The sequence below is a fragment of the Bradyrhizobium sp. B117 genome (assembly GCF_038969555.1).
Classification (GTDB): Bacteria; Pseudomonadota; Alphaproteobacteria; order Rhizobiales; family Xanthobacteraceae; genus Bradyrhizobium.
The window spans coordinates 456626-478102 of sequence record NZ_CP152414.1 but is presented as its reverse complement, the minus strand read 5'-3'; the positions used below and the strand labels follow the sequence as shown (position 1 = coordinate 478102).

The 21477-nt window shown below is 65.4% G+C and carries 19 protein-coding genes and 1 pseudogene; 3 read left to right on the top strand and 17 right to left on the bottom strand.

Annotated elements, in window-relative coordinates:
• Positions 1-217: 217 nt before the first annotated feature.
• Positions 218-1141 carry an ornithine carbamoyltransferase gene (gene argF / locus AAFG16_RS02245; protein WP_283083383.1) on the bottom strand — a complete coding sequence of 308 codons (924 nt, stop codon included), beginning with the start codon at positions 1139-1141 and terminating at the stop codon, positions 218-220.
• Positions 1141-2343 carry an aspartate aminotransferase family protein gene (locus AAFG16_RS02240; protein WP_283083382.1) on the bottom strand — a complete coding sequence of 401 codons (1203 nt, stop codon included), beginning with the start codon at positions 2341-2343 and terminating at the stop codon, positions 1141-1143. The genes argF and AAFG16_RS02240 overlap by 1 nt, the downstream gene beginning before the upstream one ends.
• Before the next feature lie 455 nt (positions 2344-2798).
• Here AAFG16_RS02240 and AAFG16_RS02235 point away from each other — a divergent pair, with 455 nt between their 5' ends.
• Positions 2799-3311, top strand: a complete 513-nt coding sequence (locus AAFG16_RS02235; protein ID WP_027564820.1) for a GcrA family cell cycle regulator — start codon at positions 2799-2801, stop codon at positions 3309-3311.
• Between the two features lie 105 nt (positions 3312-3416).
• Here the strand turns inward: AAFG16_RS02235 and phoB are convergent, their stop codons facing one another.
• The 12 genes and pseudogenes from phoB to AAFG16_RS02175 form a co-directional block, all read right to left on the bottom strand.
• Positions 3417-4124 (bottom strand): phosphate regulon transcriptional regulator PhoB, encoded by a 708-nt coding sequence (gene phoB / locus AAFG16_RS02230; RefSeq protein WP_008143479.1) that lies wholly within the window; start codon positions 4122-4124, stop codon positions 3417-3419.
• Positions 4125-4146: 22 nt separating this feature from the next.
• Positions 4147-4863 carry a phosphate signaling complex protein PhoU gene (gene phoU / locus AAFG16_RS02225; protein ID WP_283083381.1) on the bottom strand — a complete coding sequence of 239 codons (717 nt, stop codon included), beginning with the start codon at positions 4861-4863 and terminating at the stop codon, positions 4147-4149.
• A gap of 11 nt (positions 4864-4874) precedes the next feature.
• Positions 4875-5693: a phosphate ABC transporter ATP-binding protein PstB gene (gene pstB, locus AAFG16_RS02220; RefSeq protein ID WP_027564822.1), complete on the bottom strand. Its 819-nt coding sequence runs from the start codon at positions 5691-5693 to the stop codon at positions 4875-4877.
• A pseudogene (pstA, locus tag AAFG16_RS02215) lies at positions 5690-6549 on the bottom strand (phosphate ABC transporter permease PstA). The gene pstB and the pseudogene pstA overlap by 4 nt, the downstream one beginning before the upstream one ends.
• A 1-nt stretch (position 6550) precedes the next feature.
• Complete coding sequence (pstC, locus tag AAFG16_RS02210) at positions 6551-7540, bottom strand: phosphate ABC transporter permease subunit PstC (RefSeq protein WP_167381106.1); 990 nt, start codon at positions 7538-7540, stop codon at positions 6551-6553.
• Positions 7541-7725: 185 nt separating this feature from the next.
• Entirely contained in the window at positions 7726-8739 is a 1014-nt protein-coding gene (gene pstS / locus AAFG16_RS02205) for a phosphate ABC transporter substrate-binding protein PstS (protein WP_283083379.1), read from the bottom strand.
• Positions 8740-8883: 144 nt separating this feature from the next.
• Positions 8884-10182: an ATP-binding protein gene (locus tag AAFG16_RS02200; protein ID WP_342736957.1), complete on the bottom strand. Its 1299-nt coding sequence runs from the start codon at positions 10180-10182 to the stop codon at positions 8884-8886.
• A 134-nt stretch (positions 10183-10316) separates the two neighbouring features.
• A complete protein-coding gene (locus AAFG16_RS02195) occupies positions 10317-11372 on the bottom strand; it encodes a UPF0104 family protein (RefSeq protein ID WP_342736955.1) in 1056 nt (351 codons plus the stop codon).
• Positions 11373-12004: 632 nt separating this feature from the next.
• Positions 12005-12931 (bottom strand): haloalkane dehalogenase, encoded by a 927-nt coding sequence (locus AAFG16_RS02190; RefSeq protein WP_283083376.1) that lies wholly within the window; start codon positions 12929-12931, stop codon positions 12005-12007.
• The gene (locus tag AAFG16_RS02185) at positions 12928-13518 is read right to left on the bottom strand and encodes a TetR family transcriptional regulator C-terminal domain-containing protein (protein WP_342741103.1); all 591 of its coding nucleotides are present in this window, start codon (positions 13516-13518) and stop codon (positions 12928-12930) included. The genes AAFG16_RS02190 and AAFG16_RS02185 overlap by 4 nt, the downstream gene beginning before the upstream one ends.
• A gap of 358 nt (positions 13519-13876) precedes the next feature.
• On the bottom strand, positions 13877-14173 hold the full coding sequence (locus AAFG16_RS02180) for a hypothetical protein (RefSeq protein WP_342736953.1): 297 nt from the start codon (positions 14171-14173) through the stop codon (positions 13877-13879).
• A 2-nt stretch (positions 14174-14175) separates the two neighbouring features.
• Positions 14176-15570, bottom strand: coding sequence for an OmpA family protein (locus AAFG16_RS02175; protein ID WP_342736951.1), 1395 nt, complete (start codon positions 15568-15570; stop codon positions 14176-14178).
• Between the two features lie 165 nt (positions 15571-15735).
• On the opposite strand from AAFG16_RS02175, the gene AAFG16_RS02170 reads away from it, so the two are divergent.
• The gene (locus AAFG16_RS02170) at positions 15736-16794 is read left to right on the top strand and encodes a polysaccharide deacetylase family protein (RefSeq protein ID WP_342736949.1); all 1059 of its coding nucleotides are present in this window, start codon (positions 15736-15738) and stop codon (positions 16792-16794) included.
• 156 nt (positions 16795-16950) lie between these two features.
• The gene (locus tag AAFG16_RS02165) at positions 16951-17760 is read left to right on the top strand and encodes an SDR family oxidoreductase (protein WP_342736947.1); all 810 of its coding nucleotides are present in this window, start codon (positions 16951-16953) and stop codon (positions 17758-17760) included.
• 84 nt (positions 17761-17844) lie between these two features.
• Here the strand turns inward: AAFG16_RS02165 and AAFG16_RS02160 are convergent, their stop codons facing one another.
• The 3 genes from AAFG16_RS02160 to AAFG16_RS02150 all read right to left on the bottom strand — a co-directional run bounded on the left by AAFG16_RS02160 (position 17845) and on the right by AAFG16_RS02150 (position 21323).
• A complete protein-coding gene (locus AAFG16_RS02160) occupies positions 17845-19698 on the bottom strand; it encodes an acetate--CoA ligase family protein (protein ID WP_342736945.1) in 1854 nt (617 codons plus the stop codon).
• Positions 19699-19782: 84 nt separating this feature from the next.
• Complete coding sequence (locus tag AAFG16_RS02155) at positions 19783-20532, bottom strand: hypothetical protein (RefSeq protein ID WP_283087143.1); 750 nt, start codon at positions 20530-20532, stop codon at positions 19783-19785.
• Positions 20533-20534: 2 nt separating this feature from the next.
• A complete protein-coding gene (locus AAFG16_RS02150) occupies positions 20535-21323 on the bottom strand; it encodes an enoyl-CoA hydratase (protein WP_283083370.1) in 789 nt (262 codons plus the stop codon).
• Positions 21324-21477: the final 154 nt, after the last annotated feature.

The window sequence follows — 21477 nt, the reverse complement described above, 5'->3', positions numbered from 1 at the left end:
CATACGATAACGCAAATTCGATGTCGTCCCGGCGCGCGCGAAGCGTTGACACGGGACCTCATGGCCACGGGATTGCGTCATAGCCCGCGTAGCCCGGATGGAGCGCAGCGTAATCCGGGCCCACTCCGTCTGCGGACGCAAACCCGGATTTCGCGGAGCCTGTCATCGGGCGGCGCTTCGCGCCGACCCGTTGGCTCCATCCTGGCTACAGGTGAGATTACTTCACCGCGTCGAAGCACCAGGCCAGAATGCCCTTCTGCGCATGCAGACGATTTTCTGCCTCGTCGAACACGACCGATTGCGGGCCGTCGATCACTTCGTCCGTGACCTCCTCGCCGCGATGGGCCGGCAGGCAGTGCATGAACAGCGCGTCGGGCTTGGCCAGCGACATCAGCTTGGCATTGACCTGGTAGGGCTTGAGCACGTTGTGACGGTGCTCGCCTTCCTTGTCGCCCATCGACACCCAGGTGTCGGTGACGACGCAGTCGGCGCCCTTCACGGCGGCCTCGGGATCGGTGCCGAGCACGATCGGCGCGTTCGTCGCCTTGATCCAGTCGCGCATCACCTTCTTCGGCGCGAGCTCCGGGGGCGTTGCGACATTGAGCTTGAACTTGAAGCGCTCGGCGGCGTGGGCCCAGGAGGCCAGCACGTTGTTGTCGTCGCCGGTCCAGGCCACCGTCCGGCCCTCGATCGGGCCGCGATGCTCCTCATAGGTCATGAGGTCGGCCATCACCTGGCAGGGATGCGAACGCCGCGTCAGGCCGTTGATGACGGGCACGGTCGCGTGTTGCGCAAGCTCCAGCAGCGCCTCGTGGTTGAGGATGCGGATCATGATGGCGTCGACATAGCGCGACAGCACGCGCGCGGTGTCGGCGATGGTCTCGCCGCGGCCGAGTTGCATCTCGGCGCCGGTGAGCATGATGGGCTCGCCGCCGAGCTGGCGCATGGCGACGTCGAACGACACGCGGGTGCGGGTCGAGGGACGCTCGAAGATCATCGCCAGCGTCTTGCCTTCGAGCGGCTTCACCGGCTGGTGGGCCTTCTGCTTCGCCTTCATCGCGGAGGATGCGGCGAGCATCCGCTTGAGCTCCGTCAGCGGCAGCTCGTTGATGTCGAGGAAATGCTTGGGTGAACTGGTCATCAGCTTGCCGCCCGCTTGTTGCCGGCAAGCGCCGTGCAGGCGCGCTCGAGCCGCGCGACGCCATCCTCGATCTCGGCTTCGGTGACGACGAGAGGCGGCAGGAAACGCACGACATTGTCGCCGGCGCCGACGGTGAGCAATTTTTCGTTGCGCAGCGCCGCGACGAGATCGGCGGAGGGCACCACGGCCTTGATGCCGATCAGGAGGCCCTCGCCGCGCACTTCGCTGACGACATCGGGATGACGATCGATCACGGAGGCGAGCTTCTGCTTGAGCAGCAGCGACATCTTCTGCACGTGATCGAAGAAGCCGGGCTTGAGCATGACGTCGAGAACGGCGTTCGCAGCCGAGATCGCGAGCGGATTGCCGCCGAAGGTCGAGCCGTGCGAGCCAGGGCCCATGCCGGCCGCCGCCTCCGCGGTCGCGAGGATCGCGCCGATCGGGAAGCCGCCGCCGAGCGCTTTGGCCAGCGACATCACGTCAGGCGTCACGCCGGTGCGCCGGTGAGCGAAGAGATCGCCGGTACGGCCCATGCCGGTCTGCACCTCGTCGAACGCGAGCAGCAGGCCCTTGTCGTCGCAGAGCTGGCGCAACGCCTTGAGGAAGGCGGGCGGCGACGAACGCACGCCGCCCTCGCCCTGGATCGGCTCGATCAGGATGCCGGCGGTCTGCGGGCCGATCGCCTTCTTCACGGCCTCGATGTCGCCATGCGGCACCTGGTCGAAACCGTCCATCGGCGGACCAAAACCTTCGAGATATTTTGCAGCCCCCGTCGCAGCCAGCGTTGCCAGCGTGCGGCCGTGGAAGGCGCCTTCGAAGGTGATGATGCGGTAGCGCTCGGGATGCCCCTTGGAGAAATGATGATGGCGGACCAGCTTGATCACGCCCTCCAGCGCTTCGGCGCCGGAATTGCAGAAGAAAACGAAGTCCGCAAAGCTCTCGCTGCACAGGCGCGCGGCGAGCTTCTCGCCGTCCGGGCTCTGGAACAGGTTCGACATATGCCACAGCTTCGTCGCTTGCTCTTGCAACGCCTTGACGAGCGCGGGATGGGCGTGGCCGAGCGCGTTCACCGCGACGCCCGAGGTGAAATCGAGATAGCGCTCGCCATTGGTCGCGATCAGCCAGCAGCCTTCGCCGCGCTCGAAACCGAGGTCGGCCCTGGCGAAAACGGGAAGCAAATGCGGCGCGGCGCTGTTGGTCATGACGATCACTTGGATGTTGCGGACGGCCTGAATGCGTTGCGCAACGCACCATTGACCGGCCCGGAAAACGAAACGTGCCGCCTTTTAAGGGCGGCACGTGCGACTATCTTATGCCTGGTGAGACGGGTGTCAATGCCGCCCGGAAAGCCCCGGGAAACGCTGAATCCGTAGTCTTGCGGTGCCGATTTTGCGGGATTTTCACCACGGAACATGTGGAAGCGAGTCGGCGGACTCTTGCGCGCGAGTCACGCCATATTGTAGCGTTTGGACTGTCAGATACGACATCTCGTGCAGCAGTTCTGATCCCAAGAGTCCTCATGTACCGGCGTAAACGTTCGGGCGCACCTCGCGTGCCCGGCGAGCCTTAAGGGATTCTGGCGGCACGGGTTTTTCAAGGCTTAGGCATTCGCTGTGAGGCCCCAGGATGGCTGGCCGGCAGCGAGGGAAAGGGTGCAATGACGGTTTTGACCTGGTCCGATGATCGCGTCGAGCAGCTGAAAAAGCTCTGGGAGGCCGGACTTTCGGCCAGCCAGATCGCGGCCGAGCTCGGCAATGTGACCCGCAATGCCGTGATCGGCAAAGTGCACAGGCTCGGCCTGTCCGGCCGCGCCAAGAGCCCCTCATCGGCAGCGCCCCGGCCGCGCAAGGCCCGCCCCGCGCAGCACATGATGCGCGTGAGCCGTCCGATCTCGCGCGGCAATACCGCACTGGCGCAGGCCTTCGAGGTCGAGGTGGAGGCCGAGCCGGTCACCTACGACAACGTGGTGCCGATGAGCCAGCGGCTGTCGCTGCTGGAGCTGAACGAGGCGACCTGCCACTGGCCGGTCGGCGATCCCTCGAGCCCGGATTTCTTCTTCTGCGGCGGCAAGGCGCTCTCCGGCCTGCCCTATTGCGCGCAGCACTCGCGCGTCGCCTACCAGCCGGCGGCGGATCGCCGCCGTGCGCCGGCAAAGCCCGGCACGCGCTGAACACTGCTTCAAACGACATCGTCCCGGCACGCGGCCGGGACGACCCGAGACATATAAAAAGCGCGCCACTTGGCGCGCTTTTATTTTGCACGCTTGCAATCGTACTTACGTCTGCTCCGCCTTCGCGAAGCGGTCGTCGAGCGCGTAGCCGGCACCGCGGACGGTGCGGATCGGGTCCTGCTCGCGGCCAAGATTGAGCAGCTTGCGCAGACGGCCGATATGCACGTCGACGGTGCGCTCGTCGATGTAGATGTCGCGGCCCCAGACGCTGTCCAGCAGCTGCTCGCGCGAGAACACGCGGCCGGGATGCTCGAGGAAGAACTCCAGCAGGCGATATTCGGTCGGGCCGAGATCGATCGGCCGGCCCGAGCGCGCGACGCGGCGCTTGTCGCGGTCGAGCTCGATGTCGCCATAGGCGAGCACGGTGGCGAGCCGCTCCGGGCTTGCGCGACGCAGGAGGCCCTTCACGCGCGCCAGCAGCTCCGGCACCGAGAACGGCTTGACGATGTAATCATCGGCGCCGGTCGCAAGACCCCGCACCCGCTCGCTCTCCTCGCCGCGCGCGGTGAGCATGATGATCGGGAGCTGCTTGGTCTCCGGGCGGGTGCGCAGCCGCCGGCACAGCTCGATGCCGGAGAGGCCCGGCAGCATCCAGTCGAGCACGATCAGGTCGGGGATGTGCTCCTTGAGACGGGTGTCGGCGTCGTCGCCGCGCATCACCGTCTCGACGTCATAGCCGTCGCCTTCGAGGTTGTAGCGAAGCAGCTCGGTGAGAGCTTCCTCGTCTTCAACCACCATAATGCGTGCGCCCATGGTGTCGTCGCTCCTTGACTCTTCAGCTATTCGGGACCGTCGTGGCAAAGGTCGTCATGTCACCCTTCGGCCGCTTGTCGGTGATCGCCTGGCCCTCGATCATGTAGAACACGGTCTCGGCGATGTTGGTGGCATGGTCACCGATGCGCTCGATGTTCTTGGCGCAGAACATCAGGTGGATGCAGAACGAGATGTTGCGCGGATCCTCCATCATGTAGGTGAGGAGCTCGCGGAACAGCGAGGTGCAGATGGCGTCGACTTCCTCGTCGCCCTTCCACACCGCCATCGCCGCCGGCAGGTCGTGCGCGGCGTAGGCGTCCAGCACCGACTTGACCTGCTGCTGCACGAGGTCGGTCATGTGCTCGAGGCCGCGGAACAGCTTCAGCGGATGGAAGTCGGTCTCCAGCGCCGCGACGCGCTTGCCCATGTTCTTGGCGAGGTCGCCGATGCGCTCGAGATCGGTCGCGACGCGCATGGCGCCGACGATCTCGCGCAGGTCCACCGCCATCGGCTGGCGCCGGGCGATGGTGAGAACGGCACGCTCCTCGATCTTCTTCTGGAGTGCGTCGATGTCGGCGTCGGTGGTGACGACGCGCTGGCCGAGAGCGACGTCACGGCGGATCAGCGCGTCGACGGAATCGACGATCATGCGCTCGGCAATGCCGCCCATCTCGGCGACCAGGCGGGTGAGCTCCTGGAGGTCGGTGTCGAAGGCCTTTGCGGTATGTTCAGAACCCATATCCCGTCTCCTCAGCCGAACCGGCCGGTGATGTAATCCTGCGTGCGCCGATCGCTCGGCGACGTGAAGATCTTGCTGGTGTCGTCGAACTCGATCAGCTCCCCGAGATACATGAAGGCGGTCTTGTCGGAGACGCGGGCCGCCTGCTGCATGTTGTGGGTGACGATCGCGATCGTGTAGTTCTCGGAGAGCTCCTGGATCAGCTCCTCGACCTTGGCGGTCGAGATCGGGTCGAGCGCCGAGCAGGGCTCGTCGAACAGGATCACCTCGGGCCGCACCGCAACGGTGCGGGCGATGCAGAGGCGCTGCTGCTGGCCGCCGGAGAGCGACAGGCCGGACGCGTTGAGCTTGTCCTTGACCTCGTTCCAGAGCGCGCCGCCGCGCAGCGCCTTCTCCACGCGGTCGTCCATCTCGGATTTCGAGATCTTCTCATAGAGACGGATGCCGAACGCGATGTTCTCGTAGATCGTCATCGGGAACGGCGTCGGCTTCTGGAACACCATGCCGACGCGGGCGCGCAGCAGGTTGAGGTCCAGCTTGGGGTCGAGGATGTTGGTCTGGTCGAGCATCAGCTGACCGGTGACGCGCTGGCCCGGATAGAGGTCGTACATCCGGTTGAAGATGCGCAGCAGGGTCGACTTGCCGCAGCCCGACGGGCCGATGAACGCCGTGACGCGGTTGGTGCCGAGCGTCAGGTTGATGTTCTTCAGCGCGTGGTGCTCGCCGTAATAGAAGTTGAGGTTGCGCACCGTCACCTTGGCCGGAGCTTCGGGCAGCGGCTGCGAGCCGTGCTGAACGGGCGTACTGACGGTAACTGACATATCGCTCATTTTGCGGTCCTCTCGGCGCTCAGGATGCGCGCGCCAATGTTCAGGGCAAGCACGGTCAACGTGATCAGCAGGGCGCCGCTCCAGGCGAGTTGCTTCCAGTAGGCATAGGGGCTCTGCACGAAGTTGTTGATGGTCACGGGCAGGTTGGCCATCGTCTTGTTCAGGCTCAGGCTGAAGAACTGGTTCGACAGCGCGGTGAAGAGCAGCGGCGCGGTCTCGCCGGCGACGCGGGCGGTGGCCAGCATCACGCCGGTGATGAGGCCCGAGCGCGCGGCGCGATAGGCGATGCGCTTGATCACCAGCGAGCGCGGCAGGCCGAGCGCGGCAGGCCGAGCGCGGAGGCCGCCTCGCGCAATGCGTTCGGCACCAGGAGCAGCATGTCCTCGGTCGTGCGCAGCACCACCGGGATGACGATCACCGCGAGCGCGAGGCAGCCCGCGATCGCCGAGAAGCCGCGCATCGGCACCACCACCGCGCCGTAGATGAACAGGCCGATGATGATCGAGGGCGCCGACAGCAGGATGTCGTTGATGAAACGGATCACCGAGGTCAGCTTGTCGTTGCGGCCGTACTCGGCGAGATAGGTGCCGGCGAACAGGCCGAGCGGCGCGCCGATGCCGACGCCGAGCACCGTCATGATCACCGAGCCGACGATGGCGTTGAGCAGGCCGCCCTCGGTCGAGCCGGGCGGCGGGGTGTTTTCGGTGAAGACCTGAAAGTTGAGCCCGCTCAGGCCGTTGTAGAACAGCGTCAGCAGGATCAGCGCGAGCCAGGTGACGCCGAAGGCGGCGGCGGCAATGCAGAGCGCGCGGATGACGATGTCCATGCGGCGGCGGCGTGCGTAAATCGGGTTCATGTTACTTTCCCGCCTTCTTTTCGAGACGCAGCAGCATCAGGCGCGCGGCCGCGAGCACGAAGAACGTCAGCACGAACAGCAGCAGGCCGAGCAGGATCAGGCCGGACTGGTGCAGGCCGTCGCTTTCGGCGAACTCGGATGCGATCGCCGCCGAGATCGTGGTGCCCGGGGCGAAGATCGACGAGGAGATGCGGAACGAGTTGCCGATGATGAAGGTCACCGCCATGGTCTCGCCGAGCGCGCGGCCGAGCGCCAGCATGACGCCGCCGATGACGCCGACCCGGGTGTAGGGGATCACGACGCTGCGGACGACCTCCCAGGTGGTGCAGCCGACGCCGTAGGCGGCTTCCTTCAACACCGGCGGCACCGTCTTGAACACGTCGACCGAGATCGAGGTGATGAAGGGGAGCACCATGATGGCGAGGATCAGCGAGGCGTTGAACAGGCTGAGATAGGACGGGGGACCTGCGAAGATCGCGCCGAGCACGGGGATGCCGTCGAAGATCTTGATCATGAACGGCTGGAAGGTGTTGGCCAGGAACGGGCCCAGCACGAAGAAGCCCCACATGCCGTAGATGATCGAGGGGATGCCGGCGAGCAACTCGATCGCCATGCCGATCGGGCGGCGCGCCCATTGCGGGCAGAGCTCGGTGAGGAAGATGGCGATGCCGAGTCCGACCGGAATGGCGATCAGCATCGCGATGAACGAGGTGACGAGCGTGCCGTAGATCGGGCCGAGCGCGCCGAGCACGGGCGGATCTGCCGACGGCGCCCAGCGCTGCGTCCACAGGAACGAGAGGCCGTATTCCTTCATCGCCGGGAAGGCACCGACGATCAGCGAAACGATGATGCCGCCGAGGATCAGCAGCACGGAGATCGCGCTGAGGCGCGTGATCCAGTAGAAGGTGAGGTCACCGAGCTTGAACGCGCTCAACGCCTTGGCGCGATCATACGGTCCGGCGGCATCAACTACATTGCTCTCGACAGCCATCTCTGCCACGCCGATCCCCTGCACTGACTATACGTTTTTTTAGGTCTATACGTCTTTTTAGATCACCATCTCGTGCCCCCGGATGGTTCGCCATTGCGGCGCCAGCCCGGAGAACGATCGTTCGCGAGAGCTCCGGACCGGCGGCGCGGCTTTCGAAGCCGCGCCGCCTTCCGGAACAGGAGAGCTTAGCTCTTGATGTCAGCCGACCAGGTCTTCTCGATCAGCTTCACGACGCTCTCGGGCATCGGGATGTAGTCGAGCTCCTCGGCCGCCTTGGCGCCGTTCTTGAACGCCCAGGTGAAGAACTTGATGGCTTCCTTCGACGCCGCCTTATCAGCCGGCTCCTTGTGCATCAGGATGAAGGTCGCCGCGGTGATCGGCCAGGACTTGTCGCCGGGCTGGTCGGTCAGGATGACATAGTAGCCGGGAGCCTTGGCCCAGTCGGCGTTCGAAGCGGCCGCCTGGAAGGCTTCGACGGTCGGCTGAACCGTCTTGCCGGACTTGTTGACGAGGCCGGTGTAGGTCAGCTTGTTCTGCTTGGCATAGGCGTACTCGACATAGCCGATCGAGTTCTTGGTCTGGCTGATGTTGCCCGACACACCTTCGTTGCCCTTGGCGCCGACGCCGACCGGCCACTCGACCGCGGTGCCCTCACCGACCTTGCTCTTCCAGTCCGCGCTGGCCTTGGAGAGATAGTTGGTGAAGTTGAAGGTGGTGCCCGAGCCGTCCGAGCGGCGGACCACGGTGATCGCGTCCGACGGCAGCTTCACGTTCGGATTGAGCTTCTTGATCGCGGCGTCGTCCCACTTGGTGATCTTGCCGAGATAGATGCTGGCGAGGGTCTCGCCGTCGAACACCAGCTCGCCGGCCTTGACGCCCTCGATGTTGACGACGGGGACGATTGCGCCCATCACCATCGGCCACTGGACGAGGCCGTCCTTCTCGAGCTGCTCGGCCTTGAGCGGCGCATCGCTGGCGCCGAAGGTCACGGTCTTGGCCTGGATCTGCTTGATGCCGCCGCCGGAGCCGATCGACTGATAGTTCAGACCGTTGCCGGTCTCCTTCTTGTAGGCGTCAGCCCATTTCGAATAAATCGGGAACGGGAAGGTCGCGCCGGCGCCCGTGATATCGGCAGCGAACGCCGCCGTCGTCGTTGCGGCGACCAAGCCAGCAGCGACGATAGTTTTGATGAAATTCATGCTGGTCTCCATACAGGGGAGCGAAGCGCCATCCGCGCCCGATCGCGCTCCCCGCGCCGCCCCTTTAGGAGCGGTCGGCTGTGCTTTTACGAAGGTTTAGTGACAGTTGGATGACACAACCAAGCGATTGAAATCGCTTTGGTTTCAGCTCTGCGTCAGGGACTTCACCTGGGGAAAACAGGCGGTGAAAGTGGCACCCTGCCGGGGCACGCTTTCGATCAAAAGCCGGCCGCGATGACGGTTAAGAATATGTTTCACCAGCGATAATCCGAGCCCGGTCCCGCCCTGCGAGCGGCTGTCGCCGACGTCAACCCGGTAGAACCGCTCGGTCAGGCGCGGCAGGTGCTCGGGCGCGATGCCCGGGCCAAAATCGCGCACCATGACCCGGATTTCCTGAGTTCCATCAGTGGCTGCCGGAACCGTCAGCGACACGATGACACGTCCGCCCGAGGCGCCATATTTGAGCGCGTTCTCGATCAAATTCTCGAACAGGCGCAGCAGCTCCTCGCGGTCGCCCGCGATCATCACCGGGGTCTCCGGCAGATGGGTCTCGACTTCGACCTGGCGTTCCCGCGCCAGCGGCTCCAGCCCGTCGGCGACCTGGAAGATGATCGGCAGCAGATCGACCAGGGTGTCCGGCCGCACATGGGCCGACAATTCGACCCGCGACAGCGAGAGCAAATCATCGATCAGACGCGCCATGCGGGTGGCCTGGTTATGCATGATGCCGAGAAAGCGCTCGCGCGCCTTGGGATCGTCCTTGGCTTGGCCCTGGAGCGTGTCGATGAAGCCGGACAGCGCGGCCAGCGGCGTGCGCAGCTCGTGGCTGGCATTGGCGACGAAGTCGGCGCGCATCTCCTCGACCCGGCGCAGCGGCGTCTGGTCGTGGAAGGTCATCAGCATGCATTTGTCGGCGCCGCCGAAGGTCGTCGGAACCGGCACCGGGGTGATGATCAGTTCCATCCAGCGGTCGACCGGGACGTGGTCGAGATAGGTGGCGCGCCGCGGCTCGGTGGTCGCGATCGACTCGCGCAGCGCGGTGATGATCTCCGGCGAGCGCAGCGCGAACTGGGCGAGCTCGTTCTTGCGCAGCGCCGGCGCGAGCTGGGCGGCGGCGGCATTGAGATGGATGACGCGGCCGGCGCGGTCGAGCAGCACCGCCGGATCCGGCATGCCGGCGACCACCGCAGCCACCGCCGCGCTTTCGACCGGGTTGACGCGGCGGGTGTCGTCGCGCGAGGCGGCATTGTCGTGCAGCCGCCAGGGGATCAGCGCCGCGGCCGCGATGCAGAGGAATACCGTCGCGGCGCGCATCACCGACAATTCGCCGAGCGAAACCACCACCGACAGCGCCAGCGCCGCGGCGATCAGGATGACGGTGGAATGGCGCAGCCGGTCGGACCAGGGCTGCGCGGAGGGAGACGATGGTGCGTCGATCGCCATCGGGGCGGGCTTCTCCTAAAGCATGATCCGGAAAAGTGCGAAGCGGTTTTCCGGAAAGATCATGCGTAAACAACAACCTAAAGCGCGATGACGATTCATCCAAATCTCATCGCGCTTTAGAGGCTCGGCGCCGGTCAGGCGCCGCTGTCGCTGCGCTCTCTCACATAGGCGGCTTCATGCGCCGGGCCGGGGTCGAGCTTGAGCGCCGCCTGCTGCAAACGCTTCGATCGTGCGCCGATTATAACTTCGCGAAACGTCAGCAAGATTACAGATATGACGAAGGGGGACAGATAATAGAGGACGCGGAACAGGAGCATGCCGCCGAGGAGTTCCTCGCGGTCCATCTGCCAGAGGCCGACCAGCATGGCGGCATCGAACACGCCGAGGCCGCCGGGCGAGTGGCTGGCGAAGCCGAGCAGAGTCGCCGAGACGAAGATCACGGCGACCACGACGAAGCCGAGATTGGGCTCGTCCGGGACCAGCACGTACATCGCGAGCGCGCAGAAGCCGAGATCGACAATGCCGATCGCGATCTGGAGCAGCGTCAGCGGGCCGCCCGGCAACACCACGGTCCAGGGTCCGCGGCCGACCACCCGCGGCTGGGTCCAGACCCAGACCACATAGGCGACGAGGGCCGCGATGATCATCATCGCCAGCGTCCGGTTCAGCCAGGGCGGGAGCTGGTCGATCGAGGCGGCAGCCTCCGGGTGATAGGAAATGCCGAGGCCGAGCACGGCGGCATTGCCGAGCCAGAAGGTCAGGCCGGCGAGGAAGCAGATTTTGGCGACGTCGATCGCGTTCAGGCCGTAGGCCGAATAAATGCGATAGCGCACCGCACCGCCAGTGAAGACGCTGGCGCCGACATTGTGCCCGATCGAGTAGCTGGTGAAGGCGGCCAGCGCGTTGACGCGATAGGGCACGTGGGAATGACCGATCGCGCGCACGGCGAAGAGGTCGTAGAAGGTCAGGGTGAAATAGCCCGCGGCGACGAACAGCGCCGCCATCGCAATCTGGCTCGGCTCGGTGCTCTTGATCGCCTCGAGGACCTCGTTGAAGTCGATGCCGCGCAGCATGTGGTAGAGCACATAGCAAGCGATGCCGATGACCGCGACGCTGATCACAACTCCAAGTTTGTGCAGGATTTGCTTCTGGCGCAGAAACGACGTCGCCCTGCGTATGGCTTCCAGCATCTAGACCTCGAACAACGCTTCAGCGGCCGGGGTGGCCGGCGAACAGGCGGACGACGCACTGGCACTCAACGAACCTTCGCCGCCGGCTCCGGCATCGCGTATGCCCCCCGCCCCTCCACTAGCGCGTTTTGGGGCCGAGTGGAATTCAGCAATTCGAACAAAAACTCGTGCCTTCAATGTTTTAGGCAGGTTGCGGACTCCGGATGCACGGTTTGGCGCTTTCGGCGGCAAGGCTCGAGGCGAATCTCTATTGCAATCCTGCGCAAGCGCCATGAAGTTTTGATGATTTCAGCCGCACAATGTTCCGTCGCGGCTTAAGCCGAAATCAATCTATGGGGCGCGCCTGCCGGTTGAAAGAGGGGCGAAGGGCCGCGTCGTACACGGATTTTCCGGCGCGCCGAAAGGCTGCAGGGATTGCCCGCGTGCACCGCAGCGCAACACTCTGATCCCGGGATCAACGGTACGCCACAACGGAGGTCTGCTCCCTCCCCCGCTTGCGGGAGAGGGTTTGGGAGAGGGTATCTCCTCAATCGAGGACCTCCGAGAAGAGAAAACCCTCACCCCGCGCTTCGCCATACCAAGGTTGTGCGTCGGGGCCTCTTGGAGCGGCCGCCGAAGACGGCCTGCGCCTCTCAAGCCGCGAGTTGCGGACGCATCGCCTCGATGCCGGCGATCCAGCCGGCAACGGAGCGGCCGATCGCCTCGGGGTGATCTTCCTGGAGAAAGTGCAATCCCGCGCCCAGCTGGACCAGCGCGCAGTGCTTCAGCGCGGCCGCGAACCGCTCGGCGAATTCGGGCGCAACGAGCGCGCCGGGCTGAGCTGCGAACAGCAGCTTTGGATAGGATGATGCGGCCAGCGCCGCATGCGCGGATTGGAGCGTCGCGTAGACATCGGCAGGCTCGCCTGCGATCGGCAGCTCGCGCGGGAGGGCGAGAATGGGACGGCGGCTTTCCGGCGTCGGGAACGGCGCGCGATAGGGTACCATTTCGTCCTCGCCCAGCTTGCGCACGATGCCGCCGGGCAGCACGCGCTCGACGAACGCATTCGCCTCGAGGATCATGGCCTCGCCCTCACCCGGCGTCCTGAACTTGCGAAAGGCGGCCCGCGCCGCCTCCGCATGATCCTGCTCCTCCGGAGCATCGGTGTGATGGAAATCCTGCCAGGTCGGCATCGGCCGGATGAACTCCATGAAGGCAAGTCCGCGCACGAGCTCCGGTCGGCGCGCGGCGAGATGAAATGCGAGCGCGGTGCCCCAGTCCTGCGCGACGAGATAGGCCGAGGAGATGCCGAGCTCGTCGATCAAGGCGTCGAGATAGCGGACCTGATCGAAGAAGCGGTAGGCGATGTCGGGCTTGCCGGACTGGCCGAAGCCGATGAGGTCTGGCGCGATGCAATGCGCGACCGGCGACACCAGCGGCAGGATGTTTCGCCAGATGTGCGACGAGGTCGGATTGCCGTGCAGGAACAGCGCGACTGGGGCGCCTTCCGCGCCCGCCTCGCGATAGGCCATGTTGCTTCCCAGGACGGACGCTGTGCGGATCTCGATCTGCTTGGTCATGTCAGCTCCTTGAACACGGTTTGGAATGCGATGGCCTTGAATCGCTCGAGCGCTTTGGGATTGCGGTCGACCTTCATGCGCAGGATCGCGCCCTGCCAGGATGCGAGCAGGAAATCGGCAAGCTCCTCGGGCTCGAAATCCGAGGCGATCTCGCCGCTGGTCTGGGCGTCCCTGATGCAGGCCGCGAACGGCACGCGCCATTCGGCAAAGATCTCGGCAAGGCGCGCACGCAGCAGCTCGCTGCTGCCGGTTGCCTCCAGGCTGAGGTCGCCGATCAGGCAGCCGCGGCCGTAGCCGTCGGCCTCCAAGCGGCCGCTGATGATGTCGAGGTAGCGCCTGAGCCGCGCGCGCGGCGTCAGCGAGGCGTCCTCGAGCGCTTCGGCGACCAATCCTCGGGTGACGCCGAAATAGCGGTCGAGCACCTCGGAGGCGAACGCCTCCTTGGAGCGGAAATGGTTGGTGAACGATCCCTGCGGCGCGCCCGCCGCAGCGGTGACGTCGCGCACGCTGGTGCCGTGATAACCAGTCCGGAACATGACCTTGAGGCCGGCGTCGAGGATGGCGTCTTTGAGCGAGGGCTTCGGCATAAACCAAATAATACGTACGTACGTATTGATGTCAAGCATCGCGTTGCTCCTCAGCAATCTGCTTGTCGATCAAGCCTTTATCGCAATGTCGGATCTAAGGATGAGCCGCACCTGGCGCTCCGATGGAGGTGCGTTCCCTCCCCCCTTGCGGGGGAGGGCTAGGGAGAGGGGTGGCCCAGAAACAGGTGCCGATCATTGCATCGACTGTGGGTGCACCACGGAGAGAGTCCCCGTGCGGTACCCCTCTCCCCGACCCTCCCCCGCAAGGGGGGAGGGAGCGAGAGAGCGATGGCCACCTCACTCAAATTTTCCGATGCGTCGCGATGGCAACGGTCGGCCGCTAACCGAGCCCTAGGCCTCAAACCACAGGCTGGCTCCGCGACACCACGCGGTCGCGCAGCAAGGCGCCGATGGTGCAGCCGACGAGATAGCAGGCGAACATGATCAGGCCGAGGTCGAGCCAGTAGCCGAAGCGGCCGGGGACGACATGCGCGAACGAGACCGCGACGAGGCCCGCGACGAGCACGGCGAGCCAGCGCGCGGTCACTTTCGACGTGCCGTTGCCGCGCTGGACCACCGAGATCCAGCCCATGCAGAAGCCGAGCAGCAACGAGCCGATCAGCCAACCCATGTGGAATGAGACGAGATAGGGCATCGTCACCTCACCAGAAATTCGATGCGGCGGTTCTGCGCCTTGCCGTCGTCGGTGTCATTGCCGGCAAGGGGCTGCGTGGCGCCATAGCCGACCGCGGTGAAGCGGGAGGCGGGCAGGCCGGCCTTAACCAGATAGTCGATCACCGCCTGCGCGCGCTTCTCCGAGAGAGCCTGGTTGAAGGAATCCTCGCCGTCGGCATCGGTGTGTCCGGCGACCTCGATATTGGTGGTGGGGCAGCGCAGCGCGGTCTCGATCAGGTGATCGAGAATGCCGGCGGAATCCGGATCGATGTCGGCGCGCTTGGTCGCGAAGCGGATCTTGCCCTTGTTCAGGAGCTCGGTGAACAATTGCTGGCAGACGGTGCCGTCGACCGGGCCCGCGGCCGGCTTCACCGTGATCTCGGGCTTGTACTGCCAGTTCTTCGGAAAGTCCTTGCCGAGCCCTGCGCGGATGTCGTTGGCGGCGCCCTCATAGAGCGCATCGCCCGACAGCTTCACCTCGCGATCGGAGACGACGAGCGTGCCGGTCGACAGCCGCGACAGCGCGCCGAGCGCCGCGACCACGGCGGGGTTGAACGAGCCGGGCGCGCCGACGCTGGCCTTGAGATTGTCGACAACCTTCTCGCCGAAGAATTTGCGCGATGCGCTGGTCGCGATCGCCGCATGCACGTTGTTGTCGGGCACGTAGCCGGTCAGCGTCACGGTCGCGGCGACCGGGTCCTTGTAGGCCTGGAAGATGTAAGGCGGCGCCTTGATGTCGTTCGTGGCGACCGAGAAGCCCTCGGGCAGGTTCTTCAGCGCGGCGGCGATCGCCTCGCGGCCGCCGAGCTCGCGCGCCATGCCGGACAGGCTGACCTTGGTGTCGGAGATCGTGATCTTGCCGTCCTTGAGCTTGCCGATCTGGTCGAGCAGCAGCATCGCGGCCGCCTCGAACCGCGGCGGCGCCCCGCGCGCCAGGCCCATCTGATCGGCGACCTCGACCCCGTTGACCTCCTTGCGGGCGGCCTCGGTCAACCGCTGCTTCATCGACGGCAACGGCGCGGAGCCCGACAGCGTCACCCGCACCACGTCGCGTTCGGCATTCCAGACGAAAGGTTTGGCTTCGGGAACGAGGCGGGTGAGGTCGTCGACCAGACGCACGCCGGGAACCATCTCAACCGCCATCACGGCGTCGCGGCGCCCTTCCTCGGAAAAGGCCTCCGCGGCCAGGCTGACGTCGCGGCCGTCCACCGTGATCCGGGTTTTGTCCAGGACGGTGTCCTTGAGCGCCGCCGTGCTGCGGGCGGAGAGGTCCGCCTCGACCGGCAAGGTATTATTCCAGGCCGCAAATCCCCACATGACGGCCAAGGGGATCAGCCCCGGCCACCATTTGCTGGCCCACCTGAAAAGCTTCTGCATTCGACGACCCGAACTCTGGAACCGGAGACAAAACAAACCCTTGGCGGGCTGTCAAACCGGAAATGGCGTCCTTCCGAAGGCCTTGCCTGGACAATTGGAATAACTTTTTCTTCAAGGGTCCCACCCTAAGTTGAGGGCGGAATGCCTGGGGTCTGCCAGCCTGCAATGAAACAACTCCGCAATAACGTCATCCGCGCCGGGCTGGGAGCACTCTATTTCAGCGGGGCGCACCACCTGTTGCGCCCCCTTCTGTCGGGCGTCGGCGCCATTTTCATGCTGCACCACGTGCGGCCGGCCCGCGAGGGTGCGTTCCAGCCGAACCGGCATCTCGAAGTCACCCCGGAATTCCTGCGGGCCACACTGTGCCATCTGCGCTCGCGCGACATCGACATCGTCAGCATGGACGAGTTGCATGAGCGGCTGGTGCAGGGCCGGTTCAGCCGCCGCTTCGCCGCCTTCACGCTCGACGACGGCTATCGCGACAACGTGGACTATGCGCTCCCAGTGCTGCGCGAATTTGACGCGCCTTTGACGGTCTATGTCACCAGCGATTTCGCGGAAGGCACCGGACGGCTGTGGTGGGCGGCGCTGGAGGCCGTCATCGCCAAGGCCGAGCAGATCGACGTCAGGATCGGCAACGCCGCGCTGCGTCTCGATGCGAGCACGCCCGCCGCAAAGCAGGCGGCGTTCGACCGCCTGCACGACTGGCTGCGCGCGCTGCCGGGCGAGCACGACCTCAAGCGCGAGATCGTGCAGCTCTGCACCACACACGGCGTCGACATGGACGCGCTGTGCCGCAGTCTGTGCCTCACCTGGGAGGAGGTGAAGGCGTTTGCCGCCGATCCGCTGGTCACGATCGGCGCCCACACCATCAGCCATTGCAATCTCGCCAAGCAGGCCGAGGACATCGCCACGCAGGAGATGGCGGTGAGCCGCGCACGGATCGAGCAGGCGCTGGGGCACCCCGTGCAGCATTTCGCCTATCCCTACGGCGATCGTGAAGCCGCGGGCGATCGCGAATTCACCCTAGCCGCGTCCGCCGGCTTCAAGACCGCGGTGACGACGCGGCCCGGCATGCTGTTCGCCGAGAACGCCGGCCACATGACCGCGCTGCCGCGGGTCTCGCTCAACGGAAATTACCAGGACACGCGGATCTTGCCGGTGCTGACCTCGGGCGCTGCGACGGCGATGTGGAACGGCTTTCGCCGGATCGCGGCGGCCTGATCCAATCACCGCTGTCGTCCCTGCCTAGTGCGCAATTGCGCACGTGGCGCAGGGACGACACTGAGTTTGTTGAACCGCCGTGGCACCATGCTCGGCGCCTTCCTTGACTCCCCTCGCCTCCCCGCCCACAACGAGCGCCAAACCCAGGGAGGCACCATGTTCAACGACCTGTTCTCGCTCAAAGGCCGCATCGCGCTCGTCACCGGCGGCTCGCGCGGCATCGGCAAGATGATTGCGGCAGGCTTTCTCAGCGCCGGCGCGGCGAAGGTCTACATCACCGCGCGCAAGGCCGGACCTTGCGAGGAGACCGCGAAGGAGCTCACCGCGCGATATGACGGCGAATGCATCGCGCTGCCGATCGACATCTCGACGGTCGCCGGCGCCGAGCTGCTCGCCGGCGAATTCAAGAAGCGCGAGCCGAAGCTCGACATCCTCGTCAACAATGCCGGCGCGGCCTGGGGCGCCGAGTTCGACGAATTTCCTGAGAGCGGCTGGGACAAGGTGATGAACCTCAACGTCAAGGCGCCGTTCTTCCTGACCAAGGCGCTGGCCGCACCGTTGCGCGCGGCGGCTTCCGCCGAGCGGCCGGCGAAAGTGATCAACATCGCCTCGATCGACGGCATCTTCGTCAACCCGATGGAGACCTATTCCTACGCCGCGAGCAAGGCCGGGCTGATCCATCTGACCCGGCGCATGGCGGTGAAGCTGATCTCCGACCACGTCGTGGTCACCGCGATCGCGCCGGGCCCGTTCCAGTCCGACATGAACCGCGCCGCCCGCGACCATGGCGACGAGGTCGCAACCCGCGTGCCCGCCGGGCGCATCGGCACCGACGAGGACATGGCGGGCGCTGCGATCTATCTCGCCTCGCGCGCAGGCGATTACGTCGTGGGCGCGACCATCGCTGTCGATGGCGGCATCGTCTATGCCAACGCGGGGATCAAGGGGAGCGGGTGGGATAGCTGAGGGTTCGAGGCTCTCACGCCACACTCGGTGTCGTCCCGGATCTGCGCTTCGCTTGTCCGGGACGACAGCGGAGCTTGTGGCGATCTACGTCCGCCGCACGACCAGCGCATCGACGATGGTCACGCCCTGGCCTTCGCCGTGCACCAGCACCGGGTTGAGCTCGATCTCCGCGATCTCCGGCGCATGCCGCGCGGCGAGCAGGGAGATATCGGCGATCAACTGCGATAGCGCCGACACATCCGCCTTTGCCGCTGCGCGAAAACCATTCAACAGCGGCACGGCTTTCAGGCCCGCCAGCATTGCGCCCGCCTCCTCCGCGCTGACAGGCGCCGGGCGATAGACGACATCGCGGAACAACTCCGTGGTGATGCCGCCGAGGCCGACCATGATCATCGGGCCAAAGGTCGTATCCGTCATCGTGCCGACGATGATCTCGACGCCGCGCTTGGCCATCGGGCTCACCAGCACGCCCTGGAGCGTCGCCTCCGGCTTATGCTTGCGCGCATTGGCCAACAGCGCCTCGAACGCCAGAAACACCTCGCCCTTGGTGGTGATGTTGACGCGCACGCCGCCGACTTCGCTCTTGTGCGCGATATCCGGCGACTGGATCTTCATCACCAGCGGAAAGCCGATTTTAGCGACCGCATCGTCGAGCCCGGTTTTTTCCTTCACCAGCACCTCGTCCGGCAGCGCGATGCCGGCGGCGCGGAGCAACGCCTTGCTGTCTGCCTCGGACAGAGCCTTTGATGTCAGATGCGCGGAGAGATCGCGCGCCGGCAGCCGCATTTCGTGCGCGGGCTTGGGCAGGCTGAATTTTGCGTAATCGACGAGCTGCCGCATCGCGACGCCGACATGAGTGAGCCCCGAGAGCACGACGACGCCGGATTTGGCGAGCTCGCGGCGGGCGAAGTCGGACGGCACCGTATAGGAATAGAACACCACCGGCTTCTTCCGCGCCGCCAGCACCGGCGTCAGCTCCTCCTCCTTGAAGGGCTTGCGGACCTCGCTCGACAGCGACAGTACGACCAGGATCGCATCGACCTCGTCGGAGGCGGTCAGCAGATCGACGCTCCTTTGCAAGCCGCCGGAGGTGACGCCTTGCGCGGTCACATCGATCGGGTTGCGCGCGGTGCCGTAGGACGGCATCAGCGTCTTGATCTCCGCCTGGATGAGTTCGGACAGTTCGGGCACCTGCAAGCCGCGCAGCGCCACCGCATCGGCGCCCCAGATGCCGGCGCCGCCGGAGACGGTGACCACAGCGACGCGGTCGCCTTGCGGCAACGGATTGCTCGCCAGCACCGCCGCGATCGTCAGCGCCTCGTCGAGATCGTCCGAGACGATGAAGCCGTATTTCGCGAACACGGCGTCGTAGGCCGCTGACCATCCCGCCATGCTCGCCGTATGCGACGCCGCGGCGCGCATCCCGGCGCCGGAGCGGCCGACCTTCGTGACAATGACCGGCTTCTTCACCTCCGCAGCGCGCCGTGCTGCCGCGAGGAATTTGTCGACGTCGCGGATGCCCTCGATGAACAGCAGGATCACGTCGGTCGCGGCGTCCTGCACCAGGTAATCCAGGAACTCGCCGGCACCGAGATCGGATTCGTTGCCGGCGCTGACGACATAGCTGACGGCGATGCCGAGCGCCTTGGCGCGATGATAATACGCAAAGCCGATGCCGCCGCTCTGCGCGACGATGCCGATCCGCTTCGCCGTGGCGATCAGCGGCACCACATCAGGCTTGACGTCCACGGCGGGACTGAAGGTCGCGGCCACGCGCTGCATCTGGCTGAAAAAGCCCTCGGCGTTGGGGCCGGAGATCCGCATGCCGGTGCGCCTCGCCAGCGCCGCGATCGCAGCTTGCATCGCCGCGCTGTCACCGCCTTCTTCCGCAAAACCGGATGAGATGATGACGGCGTTCTTCACGCCCGCAGCGGCCACGTCCTGCCTCTCAACGACGGACAAGAACGTGGATGCCCGGGACAAGCCCGGGCATGACGACACAACGAGAAATGTCGCAAGTGGTCAAGCAACAAGCCGGAACGTCACCCCACCCAGTAGGAACTCATTGCCCGCCACTGCCAGACCCTTCGCCTTGGCCGCATGCAGCACGCTTGCGACGTCGACCACGCGGAACTCCAGCGCGCTCATAATCTCGCTGGTGCCCCTCACGAAACGGAAGGTCGCATTGGGCAGCTTCAATTCGGCCTTGTCGGCCTCAACACCGATGATCTTCCCCCAATGCTCCGCCAGTCCCTGCGGATCGGGGCTCTGCATCTCCACCGCAGTCAGCGCCTCCGTCACATCCTTGCGGATGTAGTTCTGCCAGTCCGGCCCCGCCGGCGGATAGGCGCCCAAGATATCGTCGCTACCTTCAGTGTGGTTGAACTCGATGAAGGCGGCGCGGCAGTCGCGCGGGTGGAGCTGGACGCCGTGATAGGGTGCGTGGTCGATCACATTGGCGGTGCGCACGCCAAGCGCATTGGCGTTGCGGCCACGCTCATCGGGATCGTCGCAGCAGAAGATCGCCATGTAGCCGCCACGGCCGCCGGTCTTCTCGATGAAGCGGCCGGCCGCGGTGCCGCCCTTGAACGGCGCCACCACCTCGAGCAGGATCGTGTCGACCGGGAGCAGCGCATTCTCCAGGCCGTATTTGGCGACATTGCCGTCGCGGTAGCAGACGGCGAGGCCCATGATCTCCGCGATATCCGAGATCACGGGCGCGAGCTGGGGCGCGACGAGGCAGATCTGCCGCAGCCGCATATAGGGCGCCATGGTCATGCGCCCTTGAAGGTCGGCTTGCGTTTCTCGACGAAGGCCTTTGCGGCCTCCTTGTGATCCTCGGTGTCGCCGCAGCGGGTGTGGTGGATCGCCTCGCCATCGAAGCAATCTTCCAGCGCAAGATGCTCGGCATTGTTGATGTTGCGCTTGATGAAGCCGAGCGCGATCGAGGGGCCTTGCGCCAGCGCGAGCGCGAGCTCGTGCGCGGCAGTGTCGATCTCGGCGTCGGGCACGACCTTCGTCACCATGCCGATCGCATGCGCTTCCTTCGCGGTGAGCACCGGCGACATCAGATAAAGCTCACGCGCCCGCGCGCTGCCAAGCAGCTGGGTCAGGAAATAGGTGCCGCCGTAATCGCCGGAGAAGCCGACTTTTGCGAAGGCGGTCGTGATCTTGCAGGACTCGCTGGCGATGCGCAGGTCGCAGGACAGCGCCATCGACAGGCCGGCGCCGGCCGCCGCACCGTCGAGCTGCGCCACCACGGGCTTCGGCATCTGGTGCAGGATGCGCGAGACCTCCATGCCGCGGCGCAGGTTCGCCATCTTCACCTCGAACGGCAGCGGCGCGCGGCCGGCCGCCATCGACTTGACGTCGCCGCCGACACAGAACGAGCCGCCCGCGCCCTTGAACAGCACCGCCCGCACCTCGGGATCATCAGCCGCGCGCCGCGCCGCCTCGACGAGACCGGCCACCATCTCGGGGTTGAGCGCGTTCTTCCGCTCCGGGCGATTCATGGTGATGGTGAGCAGCCCGCCTTCGAGCTTTTGCAGGACCATGTCGTTCATGGGTGTTTGCCTCTTGTTCGATGCTTCGATTTTGCTCCGTCATTCCGGGGCGCGCCTCTTGGCGCGAGCCCGGAATCCATACTCACGATGGTGGTTATGGATCCCGGGCTCGCGACTTCGTCGCGCCCCGGGATGACACCCAGTTATTTGGCTC